General features: G+C 61.3%; 18 protein-coding genes. 6 read left to right on the top strand and 12 right to left on the bottom strand.

Features of this window, described 5'->3' with window-relative positions:
* The first annotated feature begins 14 nt into the window (after positions 1-14).
* The 4 genes from F3G95_RS00350 (at position 15) to F3G95_RS00335 (ending at position 2,334) form a co-directional block, all read left to right on the top strand.
* Positions 15-254, top strand: coding sequence for a GlsB/YeaQ/YmgE family stress response membrane protein (locus F3G95_RS00350; protein ID WP_015564063.1), 240 nt, complete (start codon positions 15-17; stop codon positions 252-254).
* 131 nt (positions 255-385) lie between these two features.
* On the top strand, positions 386-1,168 hold the full coding sequence (locus F3G95_RS00345) for an AzlC family ABC transporter permease (RefSeq protein WP_149793306.1): 783 nt from the start codon (positions 386-388) through the stop codon (positions 1,166-1,168).
* Positions 1,165-1,476, top strand: a complete 312-nt coding sequence (locus F3G95_RS00340) for an AzlD domain-containing protein (RefSeq protein WP_149793305.1) — start codon at positions 1,165-1,167, stop codon at positions 1,474-1,476. The genes F3G95_RS00345 and F3G95_RS00340 overlap by 4 nt, the downstream gene beginning before the upstream one ends.
* A 12-nt stretch (positions 1,477-1,488) precedes the next feature.
* On the top strand, positions 1,489-2,334 hold the full coding sequence (locus F3G95_RS00335; RefSeq protein ID WP_149793304.1) for a sugar nucleotide-binding protein: 846 nt from the start codon (positions 1,489-1,491) through the stop codon (positions 2,332-2,334).
* Positions 2,335-2,375: 41 nt separating this feature from the next.
* On the opposite strand, the gene yqeB is transcribed toward F3G95_RS00335, so the two are convergent.
* The 10 genes from yqeB to F3G95_RS00285 are packed head-to-tail and all read right to left on the bottom strand — an operon-like array spanning position 2,376 to position 11,546.
* Positions 2,376-3,191 carry a selenium-dependent molybdenum cofactor biosynthesis protein YqeB gene (gene yqeB / locus F3G95_RS00330; RefSeq protein ID WP_149793303.1) on the bottom strand — a complete coding sequence of 272 codons (816 nt, stop codon included), beginning with the start codon at positions 3,189-3,191 and terminating at the stop codon, positions 2,376-2,378.
* Positions 3,181-4,233, bottom strand: a complete 1,053-nt coding sequence (locus tag F3G95_RS00325; RefSeq protein WP_149793302.1) for an XdhC family protein — start codon at positions 4,231-4,233, stop codon at positions 3,181-3,183. The genes yqeB and F3G95_RS00325 overlap by 11 nt, the downstream gene beginning before the upstream one ends.
* A gap of 19 nt (positions 4,234-4,252) precedes the next feature.
* Complete coding sequence (locus tag F3G95_RS00320; protein WP_149793301.1) at positions 4,253-4,483, bottom strand: DUF3343 domain-containing protein; 231 nt, start codon at positions 4,481-4,483, stop codon at positions 4,253-4,255.
* 1 nt (position 4,484) lies between these two features.
* Positions 4,485-5,624, bottom strand: a complete 1,140-nt coding sequence (locus F3G95_RS00315) for an aminotransferase class V-fold PLP-dependent enzyme (RefSeq protein WP_149793300.1) — start codon at positions 5,622-5,624, stop codon at positions 4,485-4,487.
* Positions 5,621-6,223, bottom strand: a complete 603-nt coding sequence (gene yedF, locus F3G95_RS00310; protein ID WP_149793299.1) for a sulfurtransferase-like selenium metabolism protein YedF — start codon at positions 6,221-6,223, stop codon at positions 5,621-5,623. The genes F3G95_RS00315 and yedF overlap by 4 nt, the downstream gene beginning before the upstream one ends.
* 24 nt (positions 6,224-6,247) lie before the next feature.
* A complete protein-coding gene (selD, locus tag F3G95_RS00305; protein WP_149793298.1) occupies positions 6,248-7,288 on the bottom strand; it encodes a selenide, water dikinase SelD in 1,041 nt (346 codons plus the stop codon).
* Positions 7,288-7,986, bottom strand: a complete 699-nt coding sequence (yqeC, locus tag F3G95_RS00300; RefSeq protein ID WP_149793297.1) for a selenium cofactor biosynthesis protein YqeC — start codon at positions 7,984-7,986, stop codon at positions 7,288-7,290. Before yqeC ends, selD begins: the two co-directional genes overlap by 1 nt.
* The gene (locus tag F3G95_RS00295; RefSeq protein ID WP_149793296.1) at positions 7,986-10,283 is read right to left on the bottom strand and encodes a molybdopterin cofactor-binding domain-containing protein; all 2,298 of its coding nucleotides are present in this window, start codon (positions 10,281-10,283) and stop codon (positions 7,986-7,988) included. Before F3G95_RS00295 ends, yqeC begins: the two co-directional genes overlap by 1 nt.
* Positions 10,280-10,753 (bottom strand): (2Fe-2S)-binding protein, encoded by a 474-nt coding sequence (locus F3G95_RS00290; protein WP_149793295.1) that lies wholly within the window; start codon positions 10,751-10,753, stop codon positions 10,280-10,282. Before F3G95_RS00290 ends, F3G95_RS00295 begins: the two co-directional genes overlap by 4 nt.
* Positions 10,754-10,763: 10 nt before the next feature.
* Complete coding sequence (locus F3G95_RS00285) at positions 10,764-11,546, bottom strand: FAD binding domain-containing protein (protein ID WP_149793294.1); 783 nt, start codon at positions 11,544-11,546, stop codon at positions 10,764-10,766.
* A gap of 127 nt (positions 11,547-11,673) precedes the next feature.
* Between F3G95_RS00285 and F3G95_RS00280 the strand changes: the two genes are divergently transcribed.
* The gene (locus tag F3G95_RS00280; protein ID WP_149793293.1) at positions 11,674-12,300 is read left to right on the top strand and encodes a nucleotidyltransferase family protein; all 627 of its coding nucleotides are present in this window, start codon (positions 11,674-11,676) and stop codon (positions 12,298-12,300) included.
* Between the two features lie 84 nt (positions 12,301-12,384).
* Here the strand turns inward: F3G95_RS00280 and F3G95_RS00275 are convergent, their stop codons facing one another.
* Positions 12,385-12,936, bottom strand: coding sequence for an NADH peroxidase (locus tag F3G95_RS00275; protein WP_149793292.1), 552 nt, complete (start codon positions 12,934-12,936; stop codon positions 12,385-12,387).
* A 210-nt stretch (positions 12,937-13,146) separates the two neighbouring features.
* Positions 13,147-14,508 carry a uracil-xanthine permease family protein gene (locus F3G95_RS00270; protein ID WP_149793291.1) on the bottom strand — a complete coding sequence of 454 codons (1,362 nt, stop codon included), beginning with the start codon at positions 14,506-14,508 and terminating at the stop codon, positions 13,147-13,149.
* Between the two features lie 358 nt (positions 14,509-14,866).
* Between F3G95_RS00270 and F3G95_RS00265 the strand changes: the two genes are divergently transcribed.
* Entirely contained in the window at positions 14,867-15,991 is a 1,125-nt protein-coding gene (locus F3G95_RS00265; RefSeq protein WP_149793290.1) for a cysteine desulfurase family protein, read from the top strand.
* The last annotated feature ends 3 nt before the right edge of the window (positions 15,992-15,994 follow it).

The following is a 15,994-nucleotide window of genomic DNA, read 5'->3' as shown; positions in this document are numbered from 1 at the left end:
AGGAGGTTTTTCTTATGTTTGGTTTTATCTTCAGCCTTCTCATCGGTGCGCTGGCCGGTTCCATCGCAGGCCGCATCATGGGCAGTGAGACCAGCGCCCTGCGCAACATCGTGCTGGGCATCCTGGGCAGCTTTGTGGGCGGCATCCTCTTCGGCCTCGTGGGCCTGTCCGCTACCGGCCTCGTGGGTGAGATCATCGTCTCGGTCATCGGCGCCTGTGTCTGCATCTGGGCTGGCCGCAAGCTGTTCAGGTAAGCAGTCCATCTTGAAAATGCCACAGCTTTCAGGGGTGAAAGCTGTGGTTTTTTCGTTTCTGCCCGATGTCATTTTCTCTCAAACTATGCTATAATAAGGTTCGTGTCTGAAATTGGAAAGGAGCTTTTCTCATGGAAACTACGCATGAGTCGTCGAACCAGACTCTCCGCTCCGCACAGCCCGCCAAGCCCTACGCTTTCAGCCGCAAGGTGTTCTGCGAGGGGATGCGGGACGGTGTGCCGATCGCGCTGGGGTATTTTGCGGTGTCGTTCTCGCTGGGCATCGCGGCCCGGACAGCGGGCTTTACACCTTTGCAGGGCTTCGTGGCCAGCCTGCTCAACAATGCTTCGGCGGGCGAGTACGCTGCCTTTGCCCTCATTGCCAGCGGCGCGACCTATCTCGAGGTAGCCATCATCACCCTCATCGCCAACGCCCGCTATCTGCTGATGAGCTGTGCGCTGGCCCAGCGGTTCGCCCCCGGTACGCCGTTTTTCCACCGGCTCATCATCGGCTATGACGTCACTGACGAGCTGTTCGGCATCACCATCGCCCGGCCGGGCTATCTGAACCCCTTCTACACCTACGGCGCCATCGCGCTGGCCGCGCCGGCGTGGGCTTCGGGTACGGCGCTGGGCATCATCGCGGGCAATCTGCTGCCTCTGCGGGCCGTCAGCGCGCTGAGCGTGGCGCTCTACGGCATGTTCCTCGCCATCATCATTCCTCCGGCCCGGAAGGATAAGATCGTGGCCGCGCTGGTGGCCATCAGCTTTGCGCTGAGCTTTGCCTGCACCTATCTGCCGGGCATCTCCGCCCTGTCGGACGGCACCCGCACCATCATCCTGACAGTGGCTATTTCCTGCGCAGGTGCGCTGTTATTCCCCGTCAAGACCCAGAGTGAGGAGGCTGAACAATGATTCGCAGCAACTGGCTTTACATCGCAGTGATGTTCGCCGTATCCTACACCATCCGCATCCTGCCGCTGACCCTCATCCGGAAGCCCATCAAAAACCGGTTCATCCAGTCGTTCTTATACTACGTCCCTTACGTCACTCTGGCGGTCATGACCTTCCCGGCCATCGTCAACGCCACCCAGAGTCCGGCAGCTGGTGCGGTGGCGCTGGTGGTAGGCATTGCGGCGGCATGGTTCGGAGCCAGCCTGTTTCAGGTGTCGGTGGCCTGCTGCGCCGTCGTCTTCGTGCTGGAACTGTTCCTTGTTCACTGAGGTGACTGCCCTATGAAACGAGTCCTTTTGACCGGCGCAGGCGGCTTTGTGGGCGCGCGCATCCTCGATATGTGGCGGGGGAAGTTTGCGCTCTGCGCCTTCCCGTCCGACACCCTGCGCACTGCCGACGAAAACGCGGTGCTGCGCTTCATTTTGAAGGAGCACCCGGACGTCATCGTCCACACGGCGGCCCTCTCCAACACCCAGTACTGCCAGCAGGAGCCGGAGGACTCCTTCCGCGCCAACGTCCTGCTGCCCGAGTGGGTGGCGAAGGGCGCGGAAGAGGTGGGCGCAAAGCTGCTCTCCTGCAGCTCCGACCAGGTGTATGCGGGCGTGACGCAGCGGGGGGCGCTGGCGGAGACGCTGCCCCTCTCCCCTTCCAACGTCTACGGACAGCACAAGCTCGAGGCCGAGGCCCGGGTTCTGGCCCGCTGCCCGGATGCTGTGGCGCTCCGCCTGCCCTGGATGTACGACCTCCCGGGCTATCATCTGCCCATCCGGGGCAACCTGCCGCTGAACATCCTGAAAGCGGCAAAGACCGGTGAAGTGCTGCGCTTTTCGCGCAATGACTACCGGGGCGTGGGCTATGTGCGGGAGGTCATCGAGAACCTCGTCCCTGCGATGGAGCTGCCCGGCGGCGTCTACAACTTCGGCAGCGAGTGCGACGGAGACATGGTCGAGACTGCGCGATGCTTCGCAAATTTACTGCAAGTGGATGTGAAGATCGAGGAATCCGATCTCACCCGCAACCTCGCGATGGATACCGGGAAGCTCCGGGCTCACGGCATCGAGTTCTCCTCGACGCGGGGCGCACTTCGGGTGTGTCTCGGGGATTACCGGCTTGGATATTTGATGTAAAAAAGGGAAGGGACTGCCCAAGGCAGTCCCTTCCCTTTTTATTATTTCCACAGATTTGCCGCGATCAGCTCCAGCACACTTCCCGCGATGCAGCGCGCCTTATCGGAGATGAGGAAGCAGTTTTCCAACTCCTCCCGGCGGGGGTCCACGTCAGCCACCTTGAAGCCGGGCGTGACGGGGCAGCCGTCCCGCAGCAGGCCGCGCAGGATGCCCGCAATGCGGGTCGTCACCGGAGTGCGGATGCCGTCCGGCGTTTCGATCTCCGCGATCGTTTCACCCGCCGACACAAGATCTCCGATGGCACACACATTCCGGAAGATACCGGCCTTTTCTGCGTGGATGACACGCTCAGCACCATAGCCGCCGATGACTCCGGGGACGCCCGTGTTGGAGATGGCCGCACCCTCCCGGATGATACGGCCCAGACGGTGGCCGCGCTTGGTCTCCACCACGAGATCGACATCCACACCGGCGGTAAAACCCGGGCCGAGTGCGATGGTCAGCGGAGCCATATCCCGCGTCGTTCCGAGATTTTTCTTTGCAAGGATGGCATCAACGAGCGCGGCAGGCCGCACCTGCGGGATGAGCTCCCCTTTCGGGTCCACCATCACCGGCACATCGCCGCGATGCCAGACCACAACGGCCTCATCCAGCGTTTTTACAAGGGTGGCGCGCATTCCCTCCACGACAGCCCCGCCCTCATACACGGCCTCACTCACCGAGACCTGGCGGCGGATGGCGGCAGGGTGTTCGGCTTCGAGCACGAGCACTTTCAATCCCGCCGACCACAGCCGATGGATGGTGCCGGTGGCGAGGTCGCCGCCGCCGCGCACCAGGATGACGTCATCACGCTTCATTGTTTTCTTCCTCCCTGAGCAGCTGCAGGAACACGTTCATCGAGCCGCCGCAGGCAGCCAGCGCCGCATCGTCCTCTTTCGCGCTGGCCGAATACTCTGCCAGCTGGCAGGGCGCAGCCTCGCCCGCCTGCATTTTTGATGCAAGCTGCTGCACACGGTATTCCATAATGCCGCCGCCCACACTGCCCACGGACCTGCCGTCCGGCAGCACCAGCATCTTTGCTCCCACCTCCCGGGGGGTCGAACCGTGGCGGGAAACGATGGTCGCAAGGACAGGAGCCTTTCCCTGTCCCGTGCAGGCATCCAGCGCATTCAGCAGCTCGGGCGGGAAGCCTTCCGTCTGCTGACGGCCATTTTTCACTTCAACGATCTCCGCGAGGATGGATAGTGCGATTTCCTGCGCTGTCTGCGCCTTGATGGCGAGGCCGATGGGGGCGTGGAGTGACTCAGCCTTTTCCGGGGCAGTTCCGGCCTCGATGAGCTGGCGGCGGACAAGGGCCGACCGGCTTCGGCTGCCCAGCATACCAACGTAGGCAAATCGTTTCTTGTATATTTCGGTAAGGCATTCCACGTCGAAGGAGTGGGCGCGGGTGGCGACAACAAAGTAGGTCTCCGCACTGCCCTCCACCTGGGTGAGATTTTCGGCATAAGGACCGCAGAGGACCTTTTCTGCCCCGGCACGGCGAAGGGCGTCAGCGTACTCCGGCCGCTCCTCGAGACCGGTGACGGGCAGGCCCAGCATCACGGCCAGCCGGACGACGGACTCGGCCACATGGCCTCCGCCGCAGATGACGAGCCGGGGCGCACCTCCGAATTTCTCGACGAAGATCCGCTTATTTTCCAGAGTCAGGATGCCGCTTGCACCACACCCGGCCAGCGCCGGGAGATTCCGGGCCAGCAGACCCTCCGGTCTTGCGGGCCAGACGGGTACGCCTTCACAAAGAAGAAGCCTTGCTCCGCTTTCCGGCCCTTCCAGTACGGAGGCCAGCGTATGCTGCCCCTGTGTGCTGCGCAAAGCGTCCAAAAACTCACGAATCGACATAGAATTTCTCCATTATGGTTTATTGCTCCACCGGTGTGGCAGCATCGTAGTCCGCATCGTTCAGCTGAGACTGCCACGTCTGCCAGTCCTCGGGCAGCATCCGCCAGCCGAGCCCGCAGCCTGCCGTGATCTCACCGGGCAGCGGGATGAGCCGCCCCGGGATCCCCCGGGCGGCACACTCTTTCTCCCAGCCCATCGCGCGGGCAGTAGAGGCAAACGAAAGAACGATGTATTGTCTTTTTCTGCGCATATCAGCCCTCCTCGGCCAGCTCACAGACCGCCTCGGCGGCTCTGAGCACCTCGGCCTCTGTGTTCTGGTGGGAGAAGCTGAATCGCACCATCCCCTGCTCCACGGTGCCGAGGGCTTTGTGGATGAGGGGCGCACAATGAGCGCCCGCCCGGACACAGATGCCGTAGTCCTCCCAGAGGATGTCGGCGGCACAGGCGGCGTCCTCACCCCCGAAGTTCAGGGAGACGATGGGCGCGCGGTCTGTTTCGTCGAAACTGCCGTAAATTTTCACACCGGGAGCATGGACGATTTTCTCATAGAACAGGCGTGTCAGAGCCGTTTCTTTTTCATGCAGAGCTTCGACGCCCTGCGAAAGTATCCACTCCACGCCTGCCCCGAGGCCCGCGAGGCCGGGAACATTCAGCGTCCCCGCTTCCAGCGCTGTGGGCATCTGAGAGGGGTGTGTTTCATCGAAACTGTGGATGCCGCTGCCACCCACCACAAGGGGGGCTATGGTCAGCCCGGGGCGGACATACAGCCCGCCGGTCCCCTGCGGACCCAGCAGCGCCTTGTGTCCGGTGAAACAGAGAACATCCACCCCCAGCGCCTGCACGTCGATGGGTCGTGCGCCTGCGGTCTGGGCTGCATCCACGACAAGCGTAAGACCGTGCTTTTTTGCAAAAGTGGAGACGAACGCAAGGTCCGTAAGATTGCCTGTGACGTTGGAAGCATGCGTCACCACGACAAGACGGGTATTGGGGCGGAGAAATTTTTCGAACTGCTCATACCGCAGCCGCCCGGTGTCGTCCACCTCCACAAAACTCACTTCTGCCCCCTGCTCCCGCAGGCGATAGAGCGGCCGCAGCACTGAGTTGTGCTCGCAGACCGTTGTGATAACATGGTCGCCGGGGCGGACGAGGCCGCAGAGCGCTGTATTGAGCGCCTGGGTCACGTTGGCCGTGAAAGCAATGCAGTCCGGGCTTTCCGCATGGAGAAGTGTTGCAAGTGTCTCACGGGCATGGTAGACGATACGGGCCGCGTGAAGGGTCGGCTCATGCGCCCCGCGGCCCGGATTGCCCGCATGTTCCAGTGCATCCAGCATAGCCTGGCCCACGCAGGGCGGCTTTTGCAGGGTGGTAGCGGCGTTGTCGAGGTAGATCACGGCTTGACCACGTTCCCAGCGTTCAGCATCTTCTCGGCGATAACGTACATATTCGTCACACCGCCCACGGCCAGCTTCTCGGTCAGGCCGTAGAAGTTCAGGCAGGTGCCGCAGGTGAGGATCTCGACGCCCTCAGCCTCCAGTGCCTTGAGGTCGTCCAGCATGGGCGAACCCTCGCAGGTGAGGTGCGCACCGCCGTTATAGAGGAGGATGGTCTTGGGCAGCTTGTCCTGCTGGGTCAGCGAGAAGATGAAAGCCTTCAGCAGGGTCTTGCCCAGCTCCTCAGCACCCTCGCCCATCTTGTCGGACGCGATGACCACCACCGTATCGGTGCGGGCGTCAGGGGCGCAGGCCGGAGCTTCCTCTTCTTCTGCCGCAGGCTCACCCACGGTGAACAGGACGCGGTATTCCCGCTCGGCCAGCTTTTCGGCGGCAGACTGGTAGCCCTTCTGCTGGGCCATTTTGGTGAGGTTCTGGACGGCGATCTCGTTGTCCACGAGCACTTCGACTTCGCCTGCGCCATTTAGTTCCGCAATCGCTTTCTTTGCCTTCACTACAGGCAGCGGGCAGGCGTCCCCTCTGGCATCAACTTTCATCATAGTTTTCCCTCTCTATCGTATGTTTTATTCAGGATAGGACACAACTATTTCGGTATCCTGCTTCTCTGTGATTTCTCCCACGATTTGTGCGGGGATGCCGGCTTTTTGCAGCTCGTCCCAGAGGCTTTCAGCCTCTTCCGGAGCCACGGCAAGCAGCAGTCCGCCCGAGGTCTGGGGGTCGAACAAAATTTCCTGCATGGCAAACGGCACATTTTCGAACCGGACGAAAGGCCCGGTGTGGTTTCGGTTGCGCTGACCGGCGGCGGTATAAAGGCAGTCGTCAGCGGCCCGCCACGCACCCGGCAGAACCGGCACAGCGCTGCCGTCGATACGGCAGGACAGCCGCCCGCCCATCATCTCATGGAGGTGGCCGAGGAAGCTGAACCCGGTCACATCCGTGGCCGCGTGAACATCATAGCTTCGACTTATCTCGGCGGCAGACTTGTTCAGGGTCGTCATGGAGGCCACGGCAGCGTCCATGGCGCCGGGGGCAGCTTCGCCCACGCGGTTGGCCGTGCAGATGAGGCCAACCCCCAGCGCCTTGGTGAGAATGAGCTTGTCGCCGGGCTTTCCCGTATCATTGGCAGTGAGGCGGCGGGGGTCCACGAGACCGGTGACCGACAGGCCGTACTTCACGCCAGTGTCGGCGATGGAGTGGCCTCCCGCGAGGATGCCCCCCGCCTCGGCCACTTTTTCTGCGCCGCCGCGCAAGATCTCACCGAGGATGTTCAGATCCATGCTCTCAGGGAAGCAGACGAGATTCAGTGCAGTCTTTACCTCGCCGCCCATGGCGTAGACGTCACTGAGGGCGTTTGCCGCCGCGATCTGGCCGAAGGTGTAGGGGTCATCCACCATCGGCGGGAAGAAGTCCACCGTCTGCACCAGCGCGATGTCGTCGGTGATGCGGTAGACGGCCGCATCGTCCCGGCTGTCGTAGCCAACGAGAAGGTCGGGGTCTTTCTCACCCCGGGGCAGCTTTTCCAGAATATGGCTCAGCACTCCCGCGCCGAGCTTGGCGGTACAGCCGCCGCCCGTACAGAAGACGATTTTGTCCTCTTTTGCCATCAGGCTCTCTCCCCTTCCTCGAAGTGTGTCAAATATCCTGTTACATCGTATTTTTCTTTCAAGATGGCAAGTGTCTGTTCCCCTGCTGCACGGCGGGCTGCGTCGTCGGCCTGGTTGAGGACGGCGTAGAATTTCCGCGTGCCGACGCACTTTCTTCCACCTGCTTCACTTACCAGTAGTTTTGCCAGCAGAGCGGGCGTCAGGGGCGTCTCGGGCGGCACGGCCAGCAAGGTGCATGCCGCTTCGAGGCGGAAGCAGACGTCTTGCAGTGGTTTTCCCACCGCCGACAGCCCGGCTGCCGCCAGCACGATGTCGCTTGACCGCAGGAGCACCGGCTCATGAGCGGCCGGGGCCTTGCAGGGATGGTGCTTCGCGCCGTCAGCCTCAAGCAAAACAGTGTCGGCCTCGGCCATCCAGTCGGCCAGATAGGGCGGCATGGTCAGCTTCCCGCCTTCGGCAGGCACCCCCGCCACGGCGTAAGTACCAGCCTGCCAGAGGGCGTCCCGCGCCGCCTCATCAGTGGCGTAGTTTGCGTCCGGACGCCGGATGTGGGTCGTGGTGGAGACGAGCACCCGCTGTCCCTGCGCCGAATAATGGCGGGCCAGCGCATAGAGCAATGTTGTCTTTCCGCCGCTGCCCACGAGGGAGATGACATGTCCAGTTTCTCCGAGGAATGGCAGAGCCTCGAGGCCGGTCATCAGACCGCGCCCTCTTTTTCGGCCACTGCCATTGCGATTTTTTCGGGCGTGATGGGCAGCTCGTAGAAACGGGTGCCGATGGCGTTGTAGATGGCGTCCGAGATGGCGGGAAGCGGCGTGTTGATGACCACTTCGCCGATGGATTTCGCACCAAACGGGCCGTTGGGCTCATAGCTGTTCTCGAACTCGACCCGAACCTTGCCCACGTCCACACGGGTGGGGATCTTATACTGCATGAGCGAATTCTCCATGGGCCAGCCGCGCTGGTCGTAGGTGACGTTCTCGGTGAGGGTCATGCCGATGCCCTGCAAAATGCCGCCCTCGGCCTGCACCCGGGTGAGGTTCGGGTTGATGGGGGTGCCGCAGTCCACGCAGGCGTCAAATTCCAGCAGTTTCACTTCGCCGGTCTCGGTGTCCACCTCCACCTCGGCAGCGCCCACCATGTAGGGCGGAGGCGACAGGGGCGACATGTGGGTCTCGGTGACTTCCAGCGGGATGTCGTGGCCGAACATGGAGGCCGTAGCAATATCACCCAGCGAGACAGATTTAGACGGGTCAGCCGAGGTAAATACCGTTTTACCGTCAAATTCTACGTCATTTTCGCTGCAATCCAGCAGCTGTGCGCCCAGCTTGCAGATCTGGCTCCGCAGCTTCAGCGCGCACTTCTCAACGGCTTTGCCGGTGATGTAGGTGGTGCTGGACGCGTAGGAGCCGGAATCGTAGGGCGAGGTGTCAGTGTCCGCACCGAAGACCGTGATATTGTCGAGGTCACATTCCATCACCTCGGCAGCAATTTGGGCCAGCGTGGTGTCGCAGCCGGTACCCATATCAGCGGCACCGATGAGCAGGGTGTAGAAACCCTCGTCGTTGACTTTCAGGGTCGCGCTGCCCACGTCCATGCCCGAGATGCCGGAGCCCTGCATCGCCATGCCCATGCCGACGGCACGGATCTTCCCGTTGCCCATGTCGCGGCGGGGATACTTTTCGTCCCAGTTTATCATCTCGTGGACCTTTGCAAGGCACCGGTCGAGGGTGCAGCTGGTGTTCACCGCGCCGTAGTAGGCGGGCATGACGTCACCCTCGTGGACGATGTTCATTTCCCTGATTTTGAAGGGGTCCATATGGAGCTTCGCGGCCAGCTCGTTGACAGCGGATTCCACCGCGAACAGGCCCTGGGTCGCGCCATAGCCGCGGTATGCGCCCGCCGACATATGGTTGGTATAGACCACATCATAGGTAAAACGGAAAGCCTCAGCGTTGCTATAGAGCGGGATGGATTTATGTCCCGAAAGGCCCACCGTCGTGGGGCCGTGCTCGCCATAAGCGCCGGTGTTGGAGAGGGTGTAGAGGTCGAGGCCCCGGATGCGGCCATCCTTATTTGCGCCGAGGCGAAGATGGATCTCCATCTCATGGCGGGGCGTAGAGGCGATCTGGCTCTCCTCCCGGGTGAAGATGAGCTTCGAAGGCTTTTTGGTCTTCCAGGTCACGAAGGCCGGGTAGACCTCGCAGACAGCGGTCTGCTTCGCGCCAAAGCCGCCGCCGATGCGGGGCTTCGTCACACGCACCATGGATTTCGGGATGTGAAGCGCATTTGCAATGATGCGGCGGGCGTGGAAGACGATTTGTGTCGAGCTCAGGACGTTCAGCCGGCCATAGAGGTCGATGCTGCAATAGGTGCGGAAGGTCTCCATCATGGCCTGCTGGCAGGCTTTGGTATGGTAGACATGGTCGATGACCACATCGCAGTCGGCCAGCACGGCGTCGATGTCGCCGCTGCCGCACTCGTCGTGGGCGCAGAGGTTGCGCTTGTTATCGCCCCCCACAGGGCAGAGGCTCTCCCAGTTGTCTTCCGGATGGACGAGGATGGGGTTATCCTTTGCGGTGTGGTAGTCCAGCACAGGTTCCAGCACCTCATACTCGACCTTTATCATTTTCAGCGCCTTATCGACGCATTTATCATCTTTGCCTGCCACGATGGCCACCACGTCGCCCACAAAGCGGACGTGGCGGTCGATGAGAAGGCGGTCATAGGGGCTGGCCTCGGGGTAAGTCTGGCCGGCCTGGGTGTAGCGGCGGGCATCCTGCGGCACGTCCTCCCAGGTGAAGATGGCCTCAATGCCCGGCACCTTCTTCGCCACAGCGGTGTTGATGCTCTTCACGATGGCGTTGACGTGGGGAGAGCGCAGGAGCTTCACGATGAGGCAGTCGGCGGGGACGAGATCGTCCATATAGACGGGCTGGCCCGTCACCAGCTGCATGGCATCCTTCTTGCGGAAGGGTTTGTTGACTGTGTTCATTCTGCCGCCTCCTTTTTCGCCTTTTTCCACGCGAGGAAGTTCTGGATGCCCCGCAGCTGACCCTCATAACCAGAGCAGCGGCAGAGATTGCCGGAAAGATACTCTTTTATTTCCTCGTCGGTGGGATACTCCTTTTCCCGGAAGAGGGCGAGGGCGTTCATGATGAAGCCCGGATTGCAGAAGCCGCACTGCTCTGCGCCCTGATCCGCGATGAAAGCCCCGAATTCAGCGGCTTCGTCCTGCAGACCCTCCAGCGTGGTCACTTTATGGCCATCCGCGCGGGCCGCGAGAACGGAGCAGGACAGCACCGGCTTGTCGTCGAGGAAGACCGTGCAGAGGCCGCAGTTGGACGTCTCACAGCCCCGCTTGACGCTCAGGCAGCCGTGGCTGCGCACGAAGTCGATGAGCAGAGTGTCGGGGGCCACGTCGGCGGTAAGCTTTTTATCGTTCAATGTAAGTGTTATCTGCATGGTGTCCTCCTCAGCCTTCCAGACGACAGACGGCGCGTTTCGTCAGCACGCTGGCCAGATGGCGGCGGTATTCGGCGCCGCCGCGAAGATTGCTTTCGGTCTTGATGTCGGCCTTTACCTCGGCGGCAAAGCGGGCAGCAAATTCCTCGGCGGTCTCCCCCGCCTCAGGCGCTGCGGTGTAGAGCACAGCCTTGCCCGGACGCGCACCGATGGCGGCGCGGATGCTGCCGTCCGCCAATTTTGCGGCGGCGCAGGTCAGCACCGGGAAGTCCGTCTGGCTGTTGCGCACCGACTGGTAGACAAAGCGGGCGTGCTCCTTCGGCACGAGGACACGCACGAGGATGTCCCGGTCGTAGGGGCGCTGGGCGTACTCAGCAAGCGGCACGACGCCGCCCTTATAAAGCTCTACGGAAGCGTTCAGCGCGAGGAACATGGTGAGCACGTCGGAGAAACCGAAGCGGCTGTAAATGCTGCCGCCCACGGTGGCGAGGTTGCGCAGCTGGACACCCACGATGTGGCGCACCGACTCCCGCACGGCACCGTCCGTATAGGCGGCGAGGCCGGGGTGCAGCTCGAGCTGGCGCAGTGTCACCATCGCTCCGATGGAAAAGCCCTCGTCCGTCTCCTCGATGGTGTCGAGGCCGAGGCCCGACAGGTCGATGGCCGTGCCGACATTGATATTCTCCATCTTGAGCCATATCATGCCGCCGAGGACACGGTTGGGGCGCTTCTGGTTGAGCTGCCAAGCCTCCTCGAGGCTTTCAGCCCGCTTGTATTCCCGAATGGTCATCATATGCAGTATCCTCTCTTTTTCCTGTGACCTTTTTCTTTTATTTTATCACAAAATCCGCTATAATACTACCGTCAGAAAGCATCAATTCGGCAACAAACAACAACGGAAATTTCGGGAGGTCTGCGGGATGGAGTACACAGAAAACACGGCGGTGGGCTGCGTCATCATGGCGTCGGGGCGGGCGGTGCGGTTCGGCTCCAATAAGCTGCTGGCCGACTTCGGCGGCGCGCCCCTCATCGTCCGGGCGCTGGACGCAGCAGAGACGCCCGCCCTCGCGGCCCGGGTGGTGGTGACCCGCTCACCGGAAGTGGCTGAACTCGCTTGTAAGGCGGGCGTGAAAACCATCCTTCACAGCCTGCCGGGCCGGAACGACACGGTGCGCCTCGGCCTTGAAGCGCTGCTTTCGGAGCTGCCCGGCCTTGCGGGATGCATCTTCCTGCCCGGGGATCAGCCGCTCTTGCGGAAAGAAAGCATTGAGGCGATGGTGCGCGATTTCTCAGCGCTGGACGAAAAAGAACGGGCCATCCTCCGGCTGGGCTTTCGTGCTGAGGACGGCACGGAGCGGCTGGGAAGTCCCGTTCTGTTCGGAAGCAGTTATTTCGGCGCCCTGTGTTCCCTGCCCGAGGGCAAGGGCGGCGGCGTGGTCATCCGCCGGCATCCGGAGTCTGTGCGGGCGGTATATGCGGCACGGCAGGAAGAGCTGGAAGATGCAGATACCGCAGAAGAGCTGGAGCGACTGCGAAGACTTTTGTAAATACTTTACCACAAAAAAGCCGCCCCGGCAGCAGCTGCAAACTGCTGCCGGGGCGGCGTATTACAATGACTGGAGTACCCTTGCTCAGACTTCCGTGTTGAAGTAACGCTTCAGCAGGCCCTCGAAGCCGCGGCCATGACGGGCCTCATCCTTTGCCATCTCGTGGACGGTGTCGTGGATAGCGTCGAGGTTCAGAGCCTTAGCCTTCTTGGCCAGGTCCATCTTGCCGGCGCAGGCGCCGCACTCGGCCTCTGCACGCATCATCAGGTTCTTCTTGGTGCTGTCGGTGACGACCTCGCCCAGCAGCTCGGCGAAACGGGAAGCATGGTCTGCCTCCTCGTAGGCATAGCGCTTGTAAGCCTCAGCGATCTCGGGGTAGCCCTCACGCTCGGCCACACGAGCCATTGCCAGATACATACCGACCTCGCTGCACTCGCCCTCGAAGTTGGCGCGCAGACCATCGACGATCTCCTGAGGAACGCCCTCAGCCTTGCCGATGCCCACAACGTGCTCGGTGACGTAGGTGTTGCCGGTCTTCTCGACGAATGCGGAAGCGGGAGCCTTGCAGACGGGGCACTGCTCGGGGATGGTGCCTTCAGCGATGTAGCCACAGACGGTGCAAACGTACTTCTTCATAAGATTTATCCTCCATTTGGTTTGTTCTTTTTTTAGGGGTCTGCTCTGGTACAGCAGACCTTGTTTGTGACTCTATTATAGCGAATAATTCCTAGTTAGTCAAGGCTTATTTTAAGAATTATTCTCATTTATTTTGAAGTCTCGCACATTGTCCAAAGAACATTTCAAAAAGCTGTCACTTCTGCCGAAGAAGGGGCTTCCCTGTCGAGGTCAGACCTGCAGATTGCCGCTGGAAGGAGCGTCGGCACCATCGGCAGAGTCGAACTCGTAATCGTTGCCGGGGAGGATGGCGTTGAGCAGGATGCCCACGATAGCAGCGATGGCCAGACCGGACAGGTTGATGGACACACCGGCGACCGCGAAGGTCAGGCCGCCCACCGAGTTGAAGCCCAGAGCAGACACCAGAATGACAGCGGCGATGATGAGGTTGCGGCTGTTGGTGAAGTCCACCCGGTTCTCGACCACGTTGCGGACACCGATGGCGGAGATCATGCCGTAGAGCACGAAGCTGATACCGCCGATGATGCCGGTGGGGATGGTGTTGATGACGGCCTCAAACTTGGGGCTGAAGCTCAGGATGATGGCCAGCACAGCGGCGATGCGGATGACGAGGGGGTCGTAAATTTTGCTCAGAGCGAGGACGCCGGTGTTCTCACCGTAGGTGGTGTTGGCCGGGCCGCCCAGCAGGCCGGCCAGAGTGGTGGCGAGGCCGTCGCCCATCAGGGTGCGGTTCAGGCCGGGGTCGTTGATATAGTTGTGGCCGACGGTGGCGCTGATGGCGGCGATGTCACCGACATGCTCCATCATGGTAGCCAGAGCGATGGGGATGATGGTGAACAGGGCGCTGATGAACTCGGGGCTGCCGTCGATGGCAAAGAGGCCCATGGCTTCCTTGTGGAGAGGGATGCCGAACCATGCGGCGGAGGCAATGCGCTCAAAGTCCACGGCACCGGTCACAAGGGCCACTGTGTAGGAGACGAGAACACCGATCAGGATGGGCAGGATCTTGACCATGCCCTTGCCCCAGATGTTGCAGACGATGACCGTACCCAGAGCCACAAAGGCCAGCAGCCAGTTTGCCTGACAGTTGTTGATGGCCGAGGGGGCGAGGATGAGGCCGATGGCGATGATGATGGGGCCTGTGACCACCGGCGGGAAGAAGCGCATGATGCGCCGGATGCCGAAGGTGGAGATGAGCAGGCTGACGGCCAGATAGACCAGACCCGAGAAGGCCACGCCTGCGCAGGCGTAGGGCAGCATCTGGGTGTTGGCGATGGTCAGATTGCCGTCGGCGTCAGCCAGCATGGGGGCCACGATGGAGAAGCCGCCCAGATAGGCAAAGGACGAGCCGAGGAAGGCCGGGACCTTGCCCTTGGTGATGAAGTGGAACAGCAGCGTACCCAGACCTGCGCAGAGCAGGGTGGTCGAAACGCTCAGACCGGTGAGCAGGGGGACCAGCACGGTGGCACCGAACATGGCGAACATGTGCTGGACACCCAGGATCAGCATCCGTCCGGCACCCAGCTGGCGGGCGTCGTAAATGCCCTTGGAGTAATCAATATTCTGACTCATTATTTCCTCCTTCTATCTGCGGCCCAAAAAAAGAGGCACTACCGCGGGAAAGCGGCAATGCCTCAAAAATCGGGACCAAATCGGAAACGGAAAATACAGCCGATGCGTGCAAAAGACGATTTCTTTTTCAGCATCTCGCTCTCCCCTTTCCTTTCATTCTTCGGCATAGTATAGCATAAAAGAAGGACGCTGACAACCTTTTTCCTGTATTTTGCGGCGATTTTCTGTCGGCGGAGGCCGTACGGCCTTGAAATATGCCGCATTCCGCACTATAATATAACCTATTGCCGCAGTTGGTCACTGGGCCGGCGGCATCCGAAACGACAGCAGTTGTACCACTTATTATAGAAGGACACTTATGATATATCTGGATTATTCGGCCAACACCCCCGCAGACTCCCGGGTGCTGGGGCGTTTTTGTGAGGTAGAGCGCAGCTGCCCCGGCAACGCGAACTCCCGCCATCAGGCAGGCCGGGACGCAAAACTGGTCATTGACCACGCTACCCAGAGCATCGCGGGGCTGCTGAGCGCACAGCCCGCCGAGGTCATCTACACCTCGGGAGCCAGCGAGGCCAACAACTTTGCTCTCAAGGGGCTGGCAAAACTCTCCCGCCATCTGGGCAAGCACATCATCTCCACCCCGCTGGAACACTCCTCCGTCAGCGGCACCCTGACCGCTCTGCAGGAGCAGGGCTATGAAATCGACCTCGTGGACATCAGGCGGGACGGCACCATCGACCTCGAGCACCTGAAAGAGCTTCTCCGCCCCGATACCATCGCTGTGGCGGTGACGCTGGTGGACAGTGAGCTGGGCGTCGTGCAGCCGGTGAAAGAAATTTCGGAAATTTTGCAGGCATGGCCCAACTGCCACCTGCACGTAGATGCCACCCAGGCCGTGGGCAAGATCCCCGTCTCCTTCGAGGGCGTGGACACCATGAGCCTGACGGCCCACAAGTTTTACGGCCTGAACGGCATCGGCCTGCTGCTCAAGCGGCGGCGGCTGGCTCTCGAGCCTCTCATCCACGGCGGCGAAAGCACCACCATCTACCGCAGCGGCACCCCTACAGTAGCTCTGGCGGCCTCCCTCGAGACGGCCCTGAACTCTGCAGTAAATGAGCTGCCGGAGCGTTCTGCCCGGGTGAAAGAGGCAAACCTGTATCTCCGCACTGCTCTGAGCAAGTACCCAAAAGTCCGCATCAACAGCCCGGAGAGTGCCATCCCCCACATCCTGAACCTGAGCGTTGAGAACGTCAAAGGCACCGTGTTCCAGCGGGAGCTGGACGCGGAGGGCGTCTGCGTCTCGGTCAAGTCGGCCTGCTCGTCGGACGGCCTGCCCTCCCGGGCGGTGTTCGCCGTCAGCCGCGACCGGAAGAATGCCCTCTCCTCGTGGCGCATCAGTCTGAGCCACCTGACCACGCAGGAGGAGCTGGACGGCTTTCTCCGCGCCTTTGACGCCTGCTGCACCCGGCTGACCCAGCTGTGAGAA

Source organism: Faecalibacterium sp. Marseille-P9312 (assembly GCF_902497445.1).
Classification (GTDB): domain Bacteria; phylum Bacillota; class Clostridia; order Oscillospirales; family Ruminococcaceae; genus Faecalibacterium; species Faecalibacterium longum.
Note: the sequence above shows the minus strand (reverse complement) of the source record. Positions and strands in the feature narration are given on the sequence as shown.